The sequence below is a fragment of the Microvirga sp. TS319 genome, from assembly GCF_041276405.1.
Classification (GTDB): Bacteria; Pseudomonadota; Alphaproteobacteria; order Rhizobiales; family Beijerinckiaceae; genus Microvirga.
In genome coordinates, this window is record NZ_JBGGGT010000002.1 from 573,202 (window position 1) to 590,000 (window position 16,799).

18 protein-coding genes (1 of these 18 running past the window's edge) are annotated in these 16,799 nt (G+C 63.5%); 6 read left to right on the forward strand and 12 right to left on the reverse strand.

Annotated features, from left to right (window positions below; all coding sequences use genetic code 11):
* Positions 1-11: 11 nt before the first annotated feature.
* From AB8841_RS12105 to AB8841_RS12150, 10 genes are all read right to left on the reverse strand, one after another.
* Positions 12-1,523: an NAD-dependent succinate-semialdehyde dehydrogenase gene (locus tag AB8841_RS12105; RefSeq protein WP_370436100.1), complete on the reverse strand. Its 1,512-nt coding sequence runs from the start codon at positions 1,521-1,523 to the stop codon at positions 12-14.
* 103 nt (positions 1,524-1,626) lie between these two features.
* Complete coding sequence (gene ehuA / locus AB8841_RS12110) at positions 1,627-2,436, reverse strand: ectoine/hydroxyectoine ABC transporter ATP-binding protein EhuA (RefSeq protein ID WP_370436101.1); 810 nt, start codon at positions 2,434-2,436, stop codon at positions 1,627-1,629.
* Complete coding sequence (gene ehuD, locus AB8841_RS12115) at positions 2,433-3,125, reverse strand: ectoine/hydroxyectoine ABC transporter permease subunit EhuD (protein ID WP_370436102.1); 693 nt, start codon at positions 3,123-3,125, stop codon at positions 2,433-2,435. Before ehuD ends, ehuA begins: the two co-directional genes overlap by 4 nt.
* Positions 3,122-3,787: an ectoine/hydroxyectoine ABC transporter permease subunit EhuC gene (gene ehuC / locus AB8841_RS12120; protein WP_370436103.1), complete on the reverse strand. Its 666-nt coding sequence runs from the start codon at positions 3,785-3,787 to the stop codon at positions 3,122-3,124. The genes ehuD and ehuC overlap by 4 nt, the downstream gene beginning before the upstream one ends.
* Positions 3,788-3,857: 70 nt before the next feature.
* Positions 3,858-4,709 carry an ectoine/hydroxyectoine ABC transporter substrate-binding protein EhuB gene (ehuB, locus tag AB8841_RS12125; protein WP_370436104.1) on the reverse strand — a complete coding sequence of 284 codons (852 nt, stop codon included), beginning with the start codon at positions 4,707-4,709 and terminating at the stop codon, positions 3,858-3,860.
* Between the two features lie 116 nt (positions 4,710-4,825).
* Positions 4,826-5,845 (reverse strand): N(2)-acetyl-L-2,4-diaminobutanoate deacetylase DoeB, encoded by a 1,020-nt coding sequence (gene doeB, locus AB8841_RS12130; RefSeq protein WP_370436105.1) that lies wholly within the window; start codon positions 5,843-5,845, stop codon positions 4,826-4,828.
* Positions 5,842-7,023 carry an ectoine hydrolase DoeA gene (gene doeA / locus AB8841_RS12135; protein ID WP_370436106.1) on the reverse strand — a complete coding sequence of 394 codons (1,182 nt, stop codon included), beginning with the start codon at positions 7,021-7,023 and terminating at the stop codon, positions 5,842-5,844. Before doeA ends, doeB begins: the two co-directional genes overlap by 4 nt.
* Positions 7,020-8,033 carry an ectoine utilization protein EutC gene (gene eutC / locus AB8841_RS12140; protein ID WP_370436107.1) on the reverse strand — a complete coding sequence of 338 codons (1,014 nt, stop codon included), beginning with the start codon at positions 8,031-8,033 and terminating at the stop codon, positions 7,020-7,022. Before eutC ends, doeA begins: the two co-directional genes overlap by 4 nt.
* Positions 8,030-9,031: a hydroxyectoine utilization dehydratase EutB gene (eutB, locus tag AB8841_RS12145; protein WP_370436108.1), complete on the reverse strand. Its 1,002-nt coding sequence runs from the start codon at positions 9,029-9,031 to the stop codon at positions 8,030-8,032. Before eutB ends, eutC begins: the two co-directional genes overlap by 4 nt.
* A gap of 250 nt (positions 9,032-9,281) precedes the next feature.
* Complete coding sequence (locus tag AB8841_RS12150) at positions 9,282-10,700, reverse strand: PLP-dependent aminotransferase family protein (RefSeq protein WP_370439255.1); 1,419 nt, start codon at positions 10,698-10,700, stop codon at positions 9,282-9,284.
* A gap of 129 nt (positions 10,701-10,829) precedes the next feature.
* On the opposite strand from AB8841_RS12150, the gene AB8841_RS12155 reads away from it, so the two are divergent.
* The 3 genes from AB8841_RS12155 (at position 10,830) to AB8841_RS12165 (ending at position 12,354) form a co-directional block, all read left to right on the forward strand.
* Positions 10,830-11,309, forward strand: a complete 480-nt coding sequence (locus tag AB8841_RS12155; RefSeq protein ID WP_370436109.1) for an Lrp/AsnC family transcriptional regulator — start codon at positions 10,830-10,832, stop codon at positions 11,307-11,309.
* 103 nt (positions 11,310-11,412) lie between these two features.
* Entirely contained in the window at positions 11,413-11,658 is a 246-nt protein-coding gene (locus tag AB8841_RS12160) for a BrnA antitoxin family protein (protein WP_370436110.1), read from the forward strand.
* Positions 11,659-11,952: 294 nt separating this feature from the next.
* A complete protein-coding gene (locus AB8841_RS12165) occupies positions 11,953-12,354 on the forward strand; it encodes an MAPEG family protein (protein WP_370436111.1) in 402 nt (133 codons plus the stop codon).
* 227 nt (positions 12,355-12,581) lie between these two features.
* On the opposite strand, the gene AB8841_RS12170 is transcribed toward AB8841_RS12165, so the two are convergent.
* Positions 12,582-13,121, reverse strand: a complete 540-nt coding sequence (locus AB8841_RS12170) for a hypothetical protein (RefSeq protein ID WP_370436112.1) — start codon at positions 13,119-13,121, stop codon at positions 12,582-12,584.
* A 239-nt stretch (positions 13,122-13,360) separates the two neighbouring features.
* On the opposite strand from AB8841_RS12170, the gene AB8841_RS12175 reads away from it, so the two are divergent.
* Both AB8841_RS12175 and AB8841_RS12180 read left to right on the forward strand, forming a co-directional pair.
* Complete coding sequence (locus tag AB8841_RS12175; protein WP_370436113.1) at positions 13,361-13,708, forward strand: hypothetical protein; 348 nt, start codon at positions 13,361-13,363, stop codon at positions 13,706-13,708.
* 869 nt (positions 13,709-14,577) lie between these two features.
* Positions 14,578-14,805 (forward strand): hypothetical protein, encoded by a 228-nt coding sequence (locus tag AB8841_RS12180; RefSeq protein ID WP_370436114.1) that lies wholly within the window; start codon positions 14,578-14,580, stop codon positions 14,803-14,805.
* 130 nt (positions 14,806-14,935) lie between these two features.
* On the opposite strand, the gene AB8841_RS12185 is transcribed toward AB8841_RS12180, so the two are convergent.
* Positions 14,936-15,346 (reverse strand): SET domain-containing protein, encoded by a 411-nt coding sequence (locus tag AB8841_RS12185; RefSeq protein ID WP_370436115.1) that lies wholly within the window; start codon positions 15,344-15,346, stop codon positions 14,936-14,938.
* A gap of 935 nt (positions 15,347-16,281) precedes the next feature.
* On the opposite strand from AB8841_RS12185, the gene AB8841_RS12190 reads away from it, so the two are divergent.
* Positions 16,282-16,799, forward strand: partial view of a hypothetical protein gene (locus AB8841_RS12190; protein WP_370436116.1) — the 5' end (the start) only. Its footprint extends 640 nt past the window's final position; the window shows 518 of its 1,158 coding nt (coding positions 1-518); its start codon is at positions 16,282-16,284; its stop codon lies off the right edge, out of view.

Here is a 16,799-nt window from a genome sequence, read left to right on the forward strand (position 1 = left end):
GCTGACTCCGGTCAGTGAGTGTCGATGCAGAGGTATTTCAGGTCGGTGAAGGCCTCCAGACCGTGGCGCGAGCCCTCGCGGCCGAGGCCCGACTGCTTCACGCCCCCGAAGGGAATGGGCGCGCCGGTGATCTTCACCCGGTTCACCGCGACCATGCCGTATTCGAGCGCCCGGCCGAGCCGCAGGGCACGCGCGCCGTTCTCGGTCACCACATAGGCGACGAGGCCGTATTCGGTGGCGTTCGCCCGGGCCACCACCTCGCTCTCCGTGTCGAACGGCGTCACGGCCGCGACCGGCGCGAAGGTTTCCTCGCGCATGATCAGCGCGTCGTCCGGCACGTCGGCGATGAGCGTCGGGGTCACGAAGAGCGGGCCTTCGGCGGCCGTGTCCGCGGTGACGCGCCGCGCTCCGAGGGCCAGCGCATCGGCAATCTGCGCCTGTGCCTTCGCCACGGCATTCGGATGCATGAGGGGGCCGATCTCCACATCCCTGTCGAGGCCCGGACCCGATTTCAGTCCGGCGATGCGTTGGCCGAAGGCCTCGCAGAACGCGGGGTAGATCGAACGCTGCACATAGATCCGGTTGGCCGCGAGGCAGTCCTGGCCGGAGGTGGCGAATTTCGCCCCCATGGCGATCTCGACGGCCCTGTCGAGATCCGCGTCGTCGAACACGATCAGCGGCGCGTGGCCGCCGAGTTCCATCACGAGGCGCTTCATGGTGGGGGCGCAGCGTAGGGCGATCTTGCGGCCGATCTCGGTCGAGCCCGTGAAGCTGACGACGCGCACGCGGGGATCGTCGCAGAAGCGATTGGCGATGGGCTCGGCATCGCCCGTGACGATGTTGAAGACGCCCGCCGGCAGGCCGGCGCGCTCGGCGAGCTCGGCGAGCGCGAGCGCGGAAAGCGGCGTATAGGAGGACGGGTGGGCGACCGTCGTGCAGCCGGCGGCGAGCGCCGCGGCGGCCTTGCGGGTCAGCATGGCGGAGGGGAAATTCCAGGGCGTCAGCAGGGCCGCGACGCCCAGGGCCTCGCGGCGCACCAGCATCTCGGCGCCAGGCAGGTGGCTCGTCACGCTCTCGGCGTTGAGGCGCTTGGCCTCTTCCGCGTACCATTCCACGAAGGAGGCCGCGTAATCGATCTCGCCGAGGGATTCCGAGAGCGGCTTGCCCTGCTCCAGAGTCATGATGAGGGCGAGGTCCTCGCGGTTCTCCAGCATGAGGGCGTGCCAGGCGCGAAGGCGCTGCGCGCGTTCCTGCGGCAGAGCCGCCTTCCAGGCGGGAAGCGCCCGGGCGGCGGCGTCCACGGCCTGGCCTGCGGCCTCGGCGCCCAGACGCGACACGTGGGCGACGGTCAGACCCGTGGCCGGATCGGCGACCGCAAAGCGCGCATCCCCGGCGGCTGCGGTCCAGCGCCCGTCGATATAGGCCATCTCGCGCAGGAGGCGGGGATCCCTCAGGCGGCCGAGCGCCGGGTGGCTGTCCGCCTTGGCGGGAGCGGCCACGTTGGTTTGCGTGATGGCGTTCATGCGTCTCGCCCTTCCTGAATCAAAAGCCGATGAAGAAGGCTAGCCCGTCAGGCGGCGAGATGATTTCGGTTCTTGCACCCAAAGGGCGATAGTCTCTCGGTTTTCACGGGAGAGACCGGAGACTTTCTCGCGCCGCGGCGGAAGGCTGCTCGCCCAGGATCGAGCTCAGGAACTCGCGGGTGCGCGGCTGCTGCGGGTTCGTGAACAGGAGCTCCGGGTCACCCTGCTCGACGATGCGGCCCTTGTCGAAGAAGCAGACCCGGTCCGAGACCTCGCGGGCGAAGCGCATCTCGTGGGTGACGAGGAGCATGGTCAGGTCGTGCTCCTGCGCGAGGGCCCGGATGACGCCGAGCACCTCGCCGACGAGCTGCGGGTCAAGCGCGGAGGTCGGCTCGTCGAACAGAAGCACGCGGGGGCGCATGGCGAGCGCGCGCGCGATGGCGACGCGCTGCTGCTGGCCGCCCGAGAGCTGGCTCGGGAAATGGTCCTTCTTGTCCAGGAGGCCGACCATGCGCAGCAGCTCGGTGGCGCGGCTCTCGGCTTCCTCGCGCTTCATCTTCAGAACCGCGACGGGCGCTTCGACGACGTTGCGCAGCACGCTCATGTGCGGGAACAGGTTGAAGCTCTGGAACACCATGCCGACATTGCCGCGGATCTTGTGGAGGTGCGCCTCGCTCGCCCTGAACGGGCCGTGCCCGTTGGGCTCGTGATAGCTGATCCCGTCGATCTCCAGGTTCCCTTCCTGGAAGGGCTCGAGCGTCATCAGGATGCGCAGGACCGTCGATTTGCCGGAGCCCGAGGGGCCGATCAGGGTCACCTTCTCGCCGCGCTGGACCTCGAAGTTGAAGTTGTCGAGCACGGTCAGGGCGCCGAAGCGCTTGGTGACGTTCTCAAAGCGGATAATCGGTGTCATCGCAGGGGAATCCCACTTTTGGGCAGGGCCCTCTCGATCAGATAGATGAGGGCCGAGCAGATGAGCGTCATCGGCAGGAAGATCAGTCCGACCATGGAGAGCGGCACGAGATACTCGAAGGTCCGCTCGCCGATCATGTTGGCGAGGCCCAGCATGTCGAGCACGGTCACGACGGACAGAACCGGCGTCTCCTTGAGCATCGACACGAGATAGTTGCCGAGGGCCGGCACGATGCGCGGAATCATCTGCGGTATCACGATGTCGCGATAGGTCCGCAGCCGCGTGAGATTGAGCGCCGTCGCGGCCTCCCACTGGCCACGCGGCACCGCGTCGATGCCGCCGCGATACACCTCCGACGTATAGGCCGAGTATTGCAGGCCCAGGGCCAGCGCCCCGGTCATGAAGGCCGGCAGCACGATGCCGAAATCCGGCAGCACGTAATAGAGGAAGAAGAGCTGCACCAGAAGCGGCGTATCGCGCACGAACTCGGTGAAGCCCGCTACCGTCCAGGAGATCGCCTTGAACCGGCTGCGGCGCAGGAGCGCCAGCACGAGGCCGAGCACGAGCGCGATGGCGTATCCGACCGCTGCCGCCTGAAGCGTGACGATCAGGCCGATCCCGAGGATCGGCAGGATGGACAGCGCGAAGGTCAGCGGCGTCGAAGTATCCCAGGTATAACCGTACATCATGAATGGGCGCTCCTGGGGAAGGCCGGCCCGCGCCTCAGCTTCGCCTCGATGAAGCGCATGATCAGCATCAGGCACAGGGCGATGAGGAAGTAGCCGAGCAGGGTCATGGTATAGACGGTCGCGCTGTCGAGCGTGATGTTGCGCATGGACTGCGCCTGGAAGGTCAGGTCGGCGATCGAGATCAGCGAGACCAGCGCCGTGTCCTTGAGGTTCTGGACGGCGAGATTGCCGAAGGCCGGCATCATCTCGATGATGGCCTGGGGCATCGAGATGTGCCACAGGGTATAGGTCTTGCTGAAATTGAGCGCCCGCGCGGCTTCGAGCTGCGTATGCGGCACCGCCAGCAGGGCGCCGCGCACCACCTCGGCCCCGAAGGCGCCCGTGAGGAGCGACAGGGTCATGATGCCCGTCGTGATCGGATCGAAGGAGATGCCGATCAGCGGCAGCGCGTAATAGAACCAGAAGAGCTGCACGAGCAGCGGCGTGCCGCGAAACAGCACGATATAGATGAAGGCGATGCCGGACAGGAGCCGGTTGCTCGACGTACGGGCGATCCCGGCCGCGAAGGCGAGGATCGCGCCGAGCGCGATCGATGCGAGCGAGATCGTCACCGTCACCTGCGCCCCCTTCAGGAGGGGAGCGAGATATTGCGTCCATGTCATCGTCGAAACTCCTGACGGGTTTCCCCCGGCGGGGCGGGAAGGCTCGCCGGGGGGTTCGAACGATGCCGGATTACTTTCCAGCGCAGAGGTCGGCGACGTCCTTGGCGGCCGCGGCCTTGATGCTCTCGTCGCTCAGGCCGTAGGACGTGAGGATCTTGTGATAGTCGTCGGTTTTGCGGAATTCCACCAGCGCCTTGTTGAACGCGTCATGGAGCTCTTTGTCCTCGAGGCGGAACGCGAAGCCGCCATAGTTGCGCACCGGCTTGCCGTTGACGATCGGGTCCGTGAAGGGCTTCACCTGCTCGACGCCCTCGCTGCCTTCGGCGAGCTTCGAGACCGTGAGCTCGGTGGCCGCATAGGCGTCGACGCGGGACTGCACCGTCGCGGGCGCGTCCGCATTGGCCTGGATGATCACGATCTGATTGTCCTTCACGCCGACGGCGCGCAGGAAGTCGATGTTGTTGGCGCCCGAGACGACGGCGACCTTGAGCGACGGGTCCTTGGCGATGTCCGCATAGGTCGTCAGCTTCTTCGGGTTGCCCTTCTTCACGAGGAGCCCCTCGCCGTAGCTGGAATTCGGCTCGGTGAACGCCACCTGCTTGCATCGCTCGGGCGAGATGTTCTGCTCGGCTGCCGCGAAGGCGAAGCGGCGGGCCTTCAGGCCGGGGATGAGCGTGCCGAATGGCGTCACGGTCCAGTTCACCTCGTTGACGCCCATGCGCTTGAACACCGCGATGGCGACGTCGGGACCGATGCCGGCGGCCGTGCCGTCCTCCTTCATGTAGCCGTAGGGCACTTCGTTCGCAGTCGCGCCCTGGATGTATCCGGCGCTCTTCACCTCTTCGAGGGTTAGCGCCTGAGCGCTCCCGATGGCGGCCGCGAGAGCAAGAGCGGCGACGCTGTAACGGATCATGGACTTCATCTTATCTTCTCCTCTGGTGTTCCGACTTTTTGGCTTCGAGCATCTTTTCGGTTGCGATGCTCTGAGATCCGCGTGCCGGTTGATCCGGCTTGCAGCGGGATGGCTGGCGGTTGGGTTTAAGTATCCTCCTCCACGGTTGCGACGACGGCGAGGCAATCGCCGGTCTTGACGAGGCCGGGGAAGTGCCGGGCGGCGAGAACGCCGTCGAGGGCCGCCCGGTATTCGGCCGGGGCCTGTCCCGTGCGTCCGACGGGATGGATCCTGGCGATCACGTCGCCCTTGCGGACCGGATCGCCCAGGTCGATGCAGGGCTCGACGAGACCGTCATCCTCCGCGAAACGGAAGCACTCGGCGGAGGGCATGTCGAGCCAGCGCGTCGGCGCGGTCTCGGGCCTGCCCTCGACGATCCCGGCATGCTTGAGAACGTTCATGACGCCGCGCTTGGCGATGCCGATCGTCTTCGCCGAGGACGTGCCGCCGCCGGACAGTTCCGTGGTGACGAACACCTTGCCCATCTCCTCCGCGGCGGTGTCGTACATGCCCACCGCGTCGATCTCGATCATCCGCATCGAGTAGGGCGCCGCGAAGGCGGCGACCGCATCGAAGCAGCGCTTTTCCTGCTTCTTATCGGGCAGTTCGTGCGCGGCCGCATAGGGCAGGAAGTCGAGGGTGCGTCCACCCGAATGAAAATCGAGGACGATGTCGGCGAGCGGCAGAAGGGCGCGCTGGAAGTAATCGGCGATCTTCTCCGTCACCGTGCCGTCCGGGCGTCCGGGAAAGCTCCGGTTGAGGTTCCCGCGGTCGATCGGCGAGGTTCGGGTTCCCGCCCGGAAGGCCGGGTAGTTCATGGCCGGCACGATGATGACGCGGCCCTGCACGGCCTCGGCGCTGAGCGTTCGGGCGAGATCGAACAGGGCGACCGGCCCCTCGTATTCGTCGCCGTGATTGCCGCCGGTGAGCAACGCGGTCGGGCCGTCCCCGCGCTTGATCACCGTGATCGGGATCATCACCGAGCCCCAGGCCGAATCGTCCCGGCTGTAGGGCAGGCGCAGGAAACCGTGCTGCACGCCGTCGGCGTCGAAATCGACCCCGGCGCTGACGGGGGAGGGGCGCTGGATCGGGGTGTATGCGTTCATGGCTTCACGAAGAGCTGGCGCGGCACGTTGGAGAGGCACTCGACGCCGGTTTCGGTGATGAGAATGCTCTCGGTAATCTCCAGGCCCATGTCTTCGAGCCAGAGGCCCGTCATGAAGTGGAACGTCATTCCGGGCTTGAGTTCGGTCCTGTCGCCGGGGCGCAGGCTCATGGTGCGCTCGCCCCAATCCGGCGGATAGCTCAGGCCGATGGGATAGCCCGTGCGGTTGTCCTTCACGATGCCGTAGCGCTTGAGGACCGCGAAGAACGCATTGGCGATGTCCTCGCAGACATTGCCGGGCCTGGCGGCCGCGAGGCCTTCCTCCATGCCTTCCAGCACGGCCTTCTCGGCATCGAGGAAGGCCTGGGTCGGCTTGCCCAGGAAGACGGTGCGTGAGAGCGGGCAGTGATAGCGCTTGTAGCAGCCCGCGATCTCGAAGAACGTGCCTTCGCCCTTCTGCATCGGGCGGTCGTCCCAGGTCAGGTGCGGGGCGGATGCCTCCTCGCCCGAGGGCAGGAGCGGAACGATGGCCGGGTAGTCGCCGCCGAAGCCGTCGACGCCGCGAATGCCCGCATCGTAGATCTCGGCCACGAGATCGCATTTGCGCAGGCCCGGCTCGGCCTTCTCCAGGATGCGCCGGTGCATCGCCTCGACGATGCGGCCGGCCTTCCTCATGTAGTCGATCTCGGTCGCGCTCTTGACCGCGCGCTGCCAGTTCACGAGCGACAGGGAATCCTTGAACGTGGCGTTCGGCAGATGCTTCGTCAGCGACAGGAAGGCGGCGGCGGAGAAATAGTAATTGTCCATCTCGACCGCGATGACGCCCTTATCCCAGCCGCGCTCCTCGATGATCCCGGACAGGTAGTCCATCGGGTGGCGTTCCGTCGACTGCACGTAGTGGTCCGGGTAGCCGATGATGTTGTCGTGGGCGAGATAGGCGGTGCGCTTCGCGCCGTTAGCGTCCTGGCCGCGGCCGAACCAGATCGGCTCGCCCTGCGGGGGCACCAGCACGCATTGATGCACGTAGAACGACCAGCCGTCGTAGCCCGTCAACCAGTGCATGTTGGACGGGTCGGTGACGATCAAGAGATCGATCCCGGCCATTTCCATCGCCTTGCGCGTCTTGGCGAGGCGCTCGGCATATTCCTCTCGGCTGAAATTGAGATGGGGCGCGCTCACAGAAGGTCTCCCGTTGATGTCTTCGTATCGATGGATCGGCCCGCTCCGGCCGATTGGGCGCGAGCGTGGGCGAGGGTGGCGATGGCGGTGTCCTGGACGCCCGTTCCGGTGAGGTCGCAGAGGGTGATCTCCTCAGGGTCGGTTCGGCCCGGCGCCTGTCCGGCGATGACCTGTCCCAGTTCCGGGAAGGACCTTTCCGCTTCGATCAGGCCGGACCGGATCGCATGATGCAGCTCGCCGAGGCGGCGCGTCTGCGCCAGGCTGTCGGCGACGTAGCGGACGCGGGTCAGGATCGTGGGGTCGATCTCGTTCTTGTGTTCGGAATCGGACCCCATGGCCGTGACGTGCTGGCCGGGCCTGAGCCACTGCGCCTCCAGGATCGGCTGTTCGGCCGGGGTCGTCGTGACGATGATATCCGCGTCCGCGCAGGCGGCCTGCGGGGTCGGGACCGCTTCGACCGCGATGCCGAGGGCCGCGGAAAGGTCGCGGGCCGCGGCCTCCGCCCTGGCGAAGTCCCGCGCCCAGATGCGCGCCTGCCGGATCGGACGGACGAGGGTGAGGGCCTCGAGCTGCAGGCGGGCCTGGATGCCGGCGCCGAAGATCGCGGCATTATGCGAATCCTCCCGCGACAGGTGCTTGGCTGCCACCGCTCCGGCAGCGGCCGTGCGCACATCGGTGAGATAGCCGTTGTCGAGCAGCAGGGCCTTCACGAGGCCGGTCTTGGTGCTGAACAGGATCATCAGCCCGTTGAGGCTCGGCAGGCCGAGCTTCGGGTTGTTGAAGAAGCCGGGGCTCACCTTGATGGCGAAGCCCTCGAGGCCGGGAACATAGGCGGTCTTGACATCGACCTCGCCGCGCTCTTCCACGAGATCGAGCCGCAGGATCGGCGGCATCACGACGGGCCTCGTGGCAAGCGCCGCGAAGGCGTTCTCGACGCATTCGACCGCGCTCGCGTCGAGCCGCACGATGCGACGCAGATCCGGTTCCGTGAGCACGAGCATGTCAGTCACAGGGTTCGTCCTTTGGCCGCGCCGGCGGCCTTCATGGTTGCGTTCACGATGGTCGCGTGCCGCGCCTCGTCGATGTTGCGTCCTGAGACGAGGGCGACGGTCGGGCCTCTCACGGCGATCCTGTTTGCCAGGAGCGCCGCGATGCCGACCGCGCCCGCTCCCTCCGCCGTTTCGCCTTCCTCCGTGAAGGCGTGGCGGATGCCCTCGGCGATCTCCTCCTCCGACAGCAGCACGACGTCGTCGAGGAGGTCGCGGCACATGGCGAAGGTGTAGCGGTTGTCGAGGCCGATGCCGCCGCCAAGCGAATCGGCGAGGGTTTCCACTTCCTCGACCTGGACGGGCTTTCCCGCATTCAAGCTCGCATGCATGGCGGCTCCGCGCGCCATTGAGACGCCGATCACCCGCGCCTGCGGCAGCCTGCTCTTGATGGCGGCGGCGACGCCAGCCGCCAATCCGCCCCCGGAGAGGGGCACGAGGACGAGTTCCGTGTCGAGGCGCGCCTCGGCGATCTCCAGGCCGATCGTGCCCTGGCCCGCGATCACGTCCGCATGGTCGAAGGGCGGGATGGCCGTCAGGCCTTCCTGGCGCACGAGGCGCTCGACCTCGTCCTGCGCGTCGTCCTGCGAGCGGCCGACGATGCGCACCTCGGCCCCCAGCGCGCGCACCGCCTCGACCTTGTTGGCGGGCACGAGGGCCGACATGCAGATCACGGCCCGCACGCCCTCGGCCTGCGCCGCGTGGGCGAGCGCGCGGCCGTGATTGCCGGTCGAGGCCGTCACGAGACCGCGACGGCGTGCCTTGTCGCTCAAGGAGAGAACCGCGTTCGTCGCGCCGCGCAACTTGAAGCTGCCGGTGAGCTGACGGCTTTCGAGCTTGAGGTAGACCGGGACGCCGCAGCGGGCGGAGAGGCTTAAGGACGAGACCAGCGGGGTGGGTCCGATGCGGCCGGCGATGCGGCCCCGCGCCTCGGCGATCCTGTCGATCCCCACCGCGATCATGGCCGGGACCCCGCTGCGGGGACGCCGCTGGATGGAATGGAGGACACGAGACCGGCGCGTGCGCTCGGGGCCTCGGATTGAACTGCTCCAGGGGTGAGCATCCCTGTGTGGACTGCGTACATCCATCACCTCTTGTCAGGACAAAGCGATGGTGTGTCGCACCAGGTTTCATGTCAATGTTTATATTGTCATGAAACAATTATGCGGGAAAAGACGAGGCCTTTGCACGCACATGCGCGGCGACGTGGGTCTACGTGATGGTGCCCGCGTCGAAATACGCGATGGTGCCCGCATCGAAGACAGGCGGCAGCTGCTCGAACGTCTCGGCGATGGTCTGGAGGGAGCGGCCGAGGGTCGCGTGGGACAGGTGTCCGCCCAGGCAGATGCGGATGCCGCCGGGACTGTCGGGGCCCGACTTGAAGGGATCGGAGGGGGTCACGGCGACGTTCTTCTGAGCCAGCATCCGCACGAGGCCGTCCTCTGTCCACCGGGGCGGCACCTTGAGCCAGGCGCAGAGCGACAGGGGATGGGCCTGGGCGACATGCTCCTTGAGGATCTCGGCCACCATCGCCTGCCGCGCCCGGGCTTCCTTGCGCTGCAAGGCGACGAGCCTCTCGGCCGTGCCATCCTCGACCCACAGGGTCGCAAGCTCGGCGGGCAGGTTGGTGGCGCTCCAGGACGTCACGCGCATGATGCTCGCGGCCCGGATCGTGTATTGCGACGGCACCACCAGATAGCCGACGCGCAGCCCCGTCAGGACCGATTTCGTGAAGCTCGTCACGAAGAACCCGAGCTCGGGAAGCAGGTTCGCGAAGGATGGGAGGGGCGTCTCCACGAGGGGCTTGTAGACCTCGTCCTCCACGACGTAGACGCCGTAACGGCGCGCCACCTCGGCGATGGCCCTGCGCCGCGCCGCCCCCATGACGTGGCTCGTCGGATTGCCGAGCGTCGGGATGAGCACGAGCGCGGTGACGCCCCCGGCCGCGCAGGCCTCCTCGAAGGCCTCCACCAGAATGCCTTCCCGGTCGGTGGGCAGGCCCCGCAAGGTGAAGCCCAGAACGTTGGAAAGGCCGATGATGCCGTGATCGGTCAGGTTCTCGGTCAGCACGATCTCGCCCGGGCGGACGATGGCGGCGACCGCCAGGAACAGACCATGGGCCGCCCCGTTGGTGATCAGGATGCGGTCCGTCGAGGCCTCGACGCCAAGGGCCTTGAGCCATTCCCGCGCAGCAGTGCGGTGGCGCTCCAGTCCGGCGATGGGGCGGCAGGGGCGCATGAAGGCGCTGGCGTCGCCTTGGGCGAGCCGCCGCAGCACCGTCCGGGACGCATCCTCGTGGGCCTCGGTATAGACGGCCCTGATGATCGAGAGGTCCACGGTCTCGCCGGGGTCGCGATCGAGCATGAAGCGATCGGCCTTCTCGGTGACCCGGCTGCGGACGAAGGTGCCCCGGCCGACCTCGCCCCGCAGATAGCCGCGCCGCTCGGCCTCCTTGTAGCTGAGACTCACCGTCTGCACAGACACCCCGAGCTGCCGCGCAAGGTCCCGGTGGGTGGGCATGCGCGCATGGGCCGGCAGGACCTCCGCGTCGATATCCGCGATGATCCGCTCCGTCAGCAGCCGGTGCTTCGTCACCCCTTTCCGCTTGGTCAGCCCTGGCCGCCAATCCACCACGAGCCCTTCCTCCGAATCGATCAAGGCGTCCCGGCTGGCTTGGAGGTGAGGAAGCTCACGCATAGGATTGTCTCAAGCGATTGCAATGGAGTAATCATTACATTGGATTGGAACTCTGGAATAGTCATGAAACTCGACAAAATCGACTTGAAGATCCTTGCGGCTCTCCAGAGCGACGGCCGGATGACCAAGTTGCGGCTTGCCGAGGCCGTCAACCTGTCGCCCACGGCATGCTGGGAGCGTCTCAGCCGTCTCGAAAGAAGCGGGGTGATCACCGGCTACACGGCCCGCATCAATGCCGACAAACTGGTGCGCCGTACGACGGTTCTCGTCGAAATCATGCTCAAGAGCCACCAGCAATCCGATTTCCAGCGCTTCGAGGCGGCTGTCTTGAAGGAACCCGCGATCGTCTCTTGTGACGCAACGGGCGGGGGAGTCGACTACATCCTCAAGATCGTCTCCGAGGATATCGATTCCTATCAGAGATTGATCGATAGGCTGCTGACTCTCGACCTAGGGATCGAGCGATATTTCACATATGTGGTGACAAAAAACGTTAAGACTGCCGACCCTCTCGTGGGCCTGCTGCCCACGGAGGTAGGGTAGGAGGCAAGGAAGTGATTGGTATTCTGATGTCTTGGAATGCGATCTGACCTGAGCCAGTCTTTGTGGTACGCTTGCGGACAACATGACTTGATGGGAGCGTAACATGCCGAGACCACCAGGAGGACGCCGGCCGGTCGATCCTTTGAAGGCTGCCGAGGCAGCGTTTAAGAAAGTCACGACAAAGCCTGTCGCAGGGCCGGCCAAAGCTCCCGCGATCCCGGGCGTCAAAGAGACGGTTACACTGCGCATCGATCAGGATGTGCTCGAATTCTTCCAACAGGATGGTCCAGGTTGGCAAGACCGCATCAACGCCGCCCTCCGAAGGGTCTCGGGTAAGTCCGAAGACTAGAGCCTCGGACGTGAGAAGTGGATTTGCACTTTTGGGATTCCATCCGATGCCCCCACTCCAGAACAGCGCATCGTTCTCGCGAAAAAACCGGGTTCGCTTTTTCGCACGATGCGCGAGCACATCGCGCCGAGCCGTGGACCAGGGATCCGAACGGCCCCATCGGTAAAAGGAAGGGCCCTTCTGCCCCAGCAACGCTCGCCCCCCTTGTGCCCGGGATCCAGATGGGCTTCCTGATTGCCCGATTCGTGTGGCGCCCCATAATGTGTCTTCTGCGTCAGCCAGTCGGCGGAAGCCATGACCACCGAGTTTGCATGCCTTGCCTGGACGCTCGTCCTCGCACTCGTTCAAATTCTCCTTGCCGCCATGTTGCGCACGGGCGAGACGGGAGTGAACTACAACGTGGGTGCGCGTGACGCTGAAGGACCGCCTGTTGGCAAGATCACAGGGCGTCTTCAGCGCGCCCAAAGGAACCTCTTCGAGACGTTGCCCGTCTTCGCCGTCGGCATCATTATCGCCCATATCGCCGGTCGAAGCGGGGCGCTGACCTGGTGGGGAGCGGTGCTCTATTTCTGGGCTCGTGTCGTCTATCTGCCTCTTTATGCTTTTGGGGTCCCTTACCTCAGAACGCTGGTGTGGCTTGTATCCCTGGTCGGGATCATTCTCATCCTGATCGCGATCCTGCGTCCGGTCCCGTGACGGAGACAAACGCAGGAGCCGCGATTTCAGGAGCTAGAGCATCGGACGCAAAAGTGGGGACCGGTTTTGCGTGAAAAGATGCTCAAAAGCATCGACTTACAGCATCCGATGTGCGTTCGATTTCACGTCCGGTGCTGTCGTCCATCGGACGCGGGAAGTGGATTTGCTCTTTTGGCATTCCATCCGATGCTCCCGTCTTGGAAAGAGCGCATCGGTCATTCCCTGGATCAGCAGGCGATCTGGGCTCCTGTCATGTGAACGGGCGTAATGGGCTTGACGTCCCGGCCATGGATAGCACAGGTCAGGCGTGCCTCCGAGCGGCATTGAGGGCCGTTCGAGGGCCCAACTCTCGGTCCCACGGAAAACTGGACAGTTATCTCTCCCGGGGCCGTTTCCAGGAATCCTGCCACCGAGGACAACCAGGTTTGGGCCACGAGGTCATCTGTCGCGTTCGCTTCGTTCAGCGCATATCCAACGCAGGCCGCTGCGGCCTCCTCCGGGCGAAGAGGCTCGGGCGCGACCGGTTGCGCAATTGCCGACGCCGTTTCGATGTCGTGACCTTGCTTTTCGTCGGATAAGCGAGGGGCTGAAGTCTCCGGGTCGCCACGGAACCCATTGACCACCGAGAGTGCCAGGATGGCGAAGACAAACGTCTGGAGCGGGATGCGTTTCAGCTTGCTGAGAAGCGGGGCGCGGCTGAAGAGAACAGCCCTATAGAGATAGGCGAATACGGCAATGAGCAGAATGAAAATGATCGTTCGGAGCATGAGAGATCGTGCCTGCGCGAAATCGTGCGAAGTGGACGGCTTATCGTGGGAACTCACTGAGTCCAGAGCAGGATCCGCGATTAGGTCCAGCCGGGCTCATTTCCGGCTTTCGCGGTTAACAATGTCTGAAGAATTGCCTTGAGGGGGATAGGCTTCCCGCCGCCGATAACCCGTTCGCCCGTTCGCCCGTTCGCCCGTTCGCCCGTTCGCCCGTTCGTCCGTTTCATCGGGAGGCGTGGTTGAAGCTGAAACTTATTTGGGCTTGGGAGTGGAATCTCAGGGCGTCCGGCGAGAGTGTCCCATGGCTCTATCCGGCAATATTCACGACGATGGTGTCCATATTTGCTGCAACGCGAGGAAAAGGTTCCTCGTCGGTCGACCGGGTTCATGCACAGAATGCAGGTCGCGCCGCCTGCGGGTTCCGCCAGGTTACCGTGTGCGTCGCGCAATCCTTATCGATGGGAGCAAAAGCGTCATTTGAAGCAACGAAGATCACGCTGCTCCCGTGCAAGCGCATCGTGCGAAAAAGTGGTCCCGGTTTTTCGCCAGAACGATGCGCTCTTTCCAAGAAGGGAGCATCGAATTGATCCCAAAAGTGGATTCCACTTTTCACGTCCGATGCTCTAGCCATCCCATTCTCATTGAAGAAGGCAGGATATGAAGGAGCCGCCTGCTTCGAAAAAATGAGATAAGGAAGAGCATGTAGTTGTCGCAGCGGCGCACTCAAAAGCGCAAATTGTGTTACTCTTCTTTCCTACTGTTTCTTTACAGGTATTGAGTTCTGTTAATATCTTCTCAAGGGCTGAGCATGCTATCCTTTCCGTTGGGAAGATAGGGGCACGACAGATGACGGATGATGAAGTTGAGGCGGTCGCGCAGGAGCTTGCGAAGGTGGGAGGCTCCTCATGGTATCCCGGGCGCACCCCTGGGACACTGCTGAGAGCCGTCAGTGAACGGTATTTGGATAGAGCCCGTGTCGCCATCGCGGCCCTTGATCGCTTCAGGGCCGCAGCGAATGCCAGCGTGGCGGCGACGGAGCCTGCCTCGTCGAGAGAGTTGCCCGTCGATAGAGCTCGCACGCAGGAGCTTCGAGTTGGTACGATCGTCGTCTATCGGCCGCCGGGTGATCAGAGAGCAATTGCCTGCAGGATAGAACGGATCGAGGCTCATCGGGCCTACCTTGTTCCCGTTCCCCAATCGGATGTCGGTTGGGTCTCTCTTGAGAACCTTCAACCTCTGAGCGCTCATGACATGTCCGCTGCGGCCAGAGACTTGGCTTAGAGCATCGGACGCAAAGGTGGGAACCGGTTTTGCGTGAAAAGATGCTCAAGACCATAGACTGACAGCGTCGGACGTGAGTTCGATTTCACGTCCGACGCTGTAGTGGTCCATCCCTGTTGTCGAGGATTGCAGCTCCAGGCCGCAATCGTACTGTATAGGCTTCAAGGATCTGTCGATGCGTTGTTTCTTCCACCTTATAAATGGTGCGGAAACGATCCCGGATGATACGGGTATCGAGGTGAGCGATCTTGAGAGCGCCCGAGCTTGCGCCTTGGACGTTATCAATGATCTGCGGCAGGAAGCTGAGTATGGTCCTCAAGACTGGAAAGGCTGGAGCCTGAACATCGTCTGCCCGGAGGGAAGTGTCCTTGCCACTATAGCACTTGGCATTGCCCTGCACTGAAATGGTGAGTCGGTGCTGGCGCATCGTGCGAAAAAGTTAGCCCGGCTTTTCGCAAAACTGATGCGCCACTGAAGGACTGGTGCATCGGAGCGAATCCCAAAAGTGGAATCCACTTTTCACGTCCGATGCTCTAGGCCCTTGCGCGCGCCATGCAGGCCCCACACTTGCAGCCGATCGGCTTTATGAATGTATCGAAGTAGCTCTTGCCGTAATTATAGGTAATTTCATCACCTGGCTTGATGCGCTTGATGGCTTTGATGCGGATCCGGCCTCGGGACACGACAGCTTCGGCATTCGGACGACACGAGTGATTGATATAACGAGCGATGTTCCAACGCGGGGACCCGTCGATTGTCCAGCGGCTATTGACCTCAAAGAGGTAGCGCGTGTTCCTCCGGCGGCTGACCTCGTCGTTCGAGAGACGCGGTCCGACATACTCGATGATGAATGTGCCCTTTTGGATCTCAAGGGTCGCAAATAGGCCCAAACCGGTCAGGGAACGTCCGACCCGAAAGGGCTTTTGTGAAGTTTCGGTTTTCATCGGAAGAAATACATCTCACTTATTGTGACGGATACCGACGGACATGAATCCTCTGAAACTGATCGGTCGGTTTCACGTGAATGACCAAGGCATGATATTCGTTCAAGGTTTACCGTGTCGCCGACGTGTGAACCGACGACTTCGCATGGCATGTGAAGCCCCGGTCTTCAAGTCCTCCGTGCAAGTCCTCCGTGCAAGTCCTCCGTGCAAGTCCTCCGTGCAAGTCTTCCAGTGCAAGTCGCCCAGTGCAAGTCTTCCAGTGATTGCGTTCGTTTACTCTCGTCAGCTTGTTCTCATTGAGACGATTGCACACAGGCGATTGACGCGGTCCGCCTGCTTTGAACGGCTGAAGTCCGGTTGAGTTTCCGAGGAAAGCCGACTACAGATCTGGCGCGTTCCAAATCGAACAATCCTCATGTACCCGCACCTCACGCCCATCAGATCGCAACGACCAGCTTGGCGAAGCATTGGCATCGTCAGGAGCCGTTGTCTGCCGAACCATGGGCAGGAGCAGCGATCCGGTCCTGGACCCGCACCTTCGCCGCAACCGATGGGCCCCACACCAACCGGCACCATCCGTGTGGCGCCTTACCTCTCACAGCCGGACTAGACATTGTTGTCGCCGGCTGAAACCGGCGGCTTCCTTTCATTTCGCATCTCCATTCGACCGTGATGCAGGACCGCCGGGATCCCAGCCTCACTGAAAGAAGGAGAGCCCTGAAGTGAACAGGGTATGGACGGAAGAAGAACTCGAAATTCTGCGCCAAGACAGAGCTGCGAAAGTTCCTGTGCCGGTAACTGCGGCGAAGCTTGGCAGGCCAGTGCCTGCAACCTATGCCAGAGCCCGCCTGATCGGAACACTTGTCCAAACCCATCAACCATGGGATGAGGTCAGCGTCGAACGTCTTCGAGCGTTGGTGTCAGCCGATCCGCCAATGACGGATAAACGCATTGCGGAGGAACTCGGACGAACCGTCACTCAGATCCGCTGGAAGATGCAGGATCTTGGGTTGATCGGTGTCAGAGATCTTTCGAAGCTTGCTAAGATTACAGCCTCCGAGACGCTACGGCCGAAGGCCCCCAAGTCTCCGCTGCAGAACTTCGAACCCCAAGCGAAATCCGTCCCGCAGAAGCCTGCGCTGCAGAAGATGATCCTGCCTGCACGCACGGCAACATTGCCAAGAGCGGTAGAGCCCGCGCACAGGGTGGAGGCCGCTCGCGTGGCGTCTCCTGCGCCGGTCGACTTTCGGACCGCCCTGGATCTTGCGCTCAAGCGCCTCGAGACGACCTTCACGGCGCGTTTGAAGAACTCCGTTTCGGAGGCGGAAGCCGGTATGGTGAGGGCTGCGACGGATGCCATTGCCGAGAAGCGCCGCATCGATCTGCGCCTTGCCGAACTCTCAAAGCCGATTGCACTCTCAAAACCGATTGCGGAGGTGCGAGGCGAGCCTGC

Excerpts from the sequence above, each read along its gene's own strand:
- AB8841_RS12105 (WP_370436100.1), bottom strand. The coding sequence starts at position 1,523 with ATGAACGCCATCACGCAAACCAACGTGGCCGCTCCCGCCAAGGCGGAC.
- ehuA (WP_370436101.1), bottom strand. The coding sequence starts at position 2,436 with ATGACACCGATTATCCGCTTTGAGAACGTCACCAAGCGCTTCGGCGCC.
- ehuD (WP_370436102.1), bottom strand. The coding sequence starts at position 3,125 with ATGATGTACGGTTATACCTGGGATACTTCGACGCCGCTGACCTTCGCG.
- ehuC (WP_370436103.1), bottom strand. The coding sequence starts at position 3,787 with ATGACATGGACGCAATATCTCGCTCCCCTCCTGAAGGGGGCGCAGGTG.
- ehuB (WP_370436104.1), bottom strand. The coding sequence starts at position 4,709 with ATGAAGTCCATGATCCGTTACAGCGTCGCCGCTCTTGCTCTCGCGGCC.
- doeB (WP_370436105.1), bottom strand. The coding sequence starts at position 5,845 with ATGAACGCATACACCCCGATCCAGCGCCCCTCCCCCGTCAGCGCCGGG.
- eutB (WP_370436108.1), bottom strand. The coding sequence starts at position 9,031 with ATGATCGCGGTGGGGATCGACAGGATCGCCGAGGCGCGGGGCCGCATC.
- AB8841_RS12155 (WP_370436109.1), top strand. The coding sequence starts at position 10,830 with ATGAAACTCGACAAAATCGACTTGAAGATCCTTGCGGCTCTCCAGAGC.
- AB8841_RS12160 (WP_370436110.1), top strand. The coding sequence starts at position 11,413 with ATGCCGAGACCACCAGGAGGACGCCGGCCGGTCGATCCTTTGAAGGCT.
- AB8841_RS12165 (WP_370436111.1), top strand. The coding sequence starts at position 11,953 with ATGACCACCGAGTTTGCATGCCTTGCCTGGACGCTCGTCCTCGCACTC.
- AB8841_RS12170 (WP_370436112.1), bottom strand. The coding sequence starts at position 13,121 with ATGCTCCGAACGATCATTTTCATTCTGCTCATTGCCGTATTCGCCTAT.
- AB8841_RS12180 (WP_370436114.1), top strand. The coding sequence starts at position 14,578 with ATGCGTTGTTTCTTCCACCTTATAAATGGTGCGGAAACGATCCCGGAT.
- AB8841_RS12185 (WP_370436115.1), bottom strand. The coding sequence starts at position 15,346 with ATGAAAACCGAAACTTCACAAAAGCCCTTTCGGGTCGGACGTTCCCTG.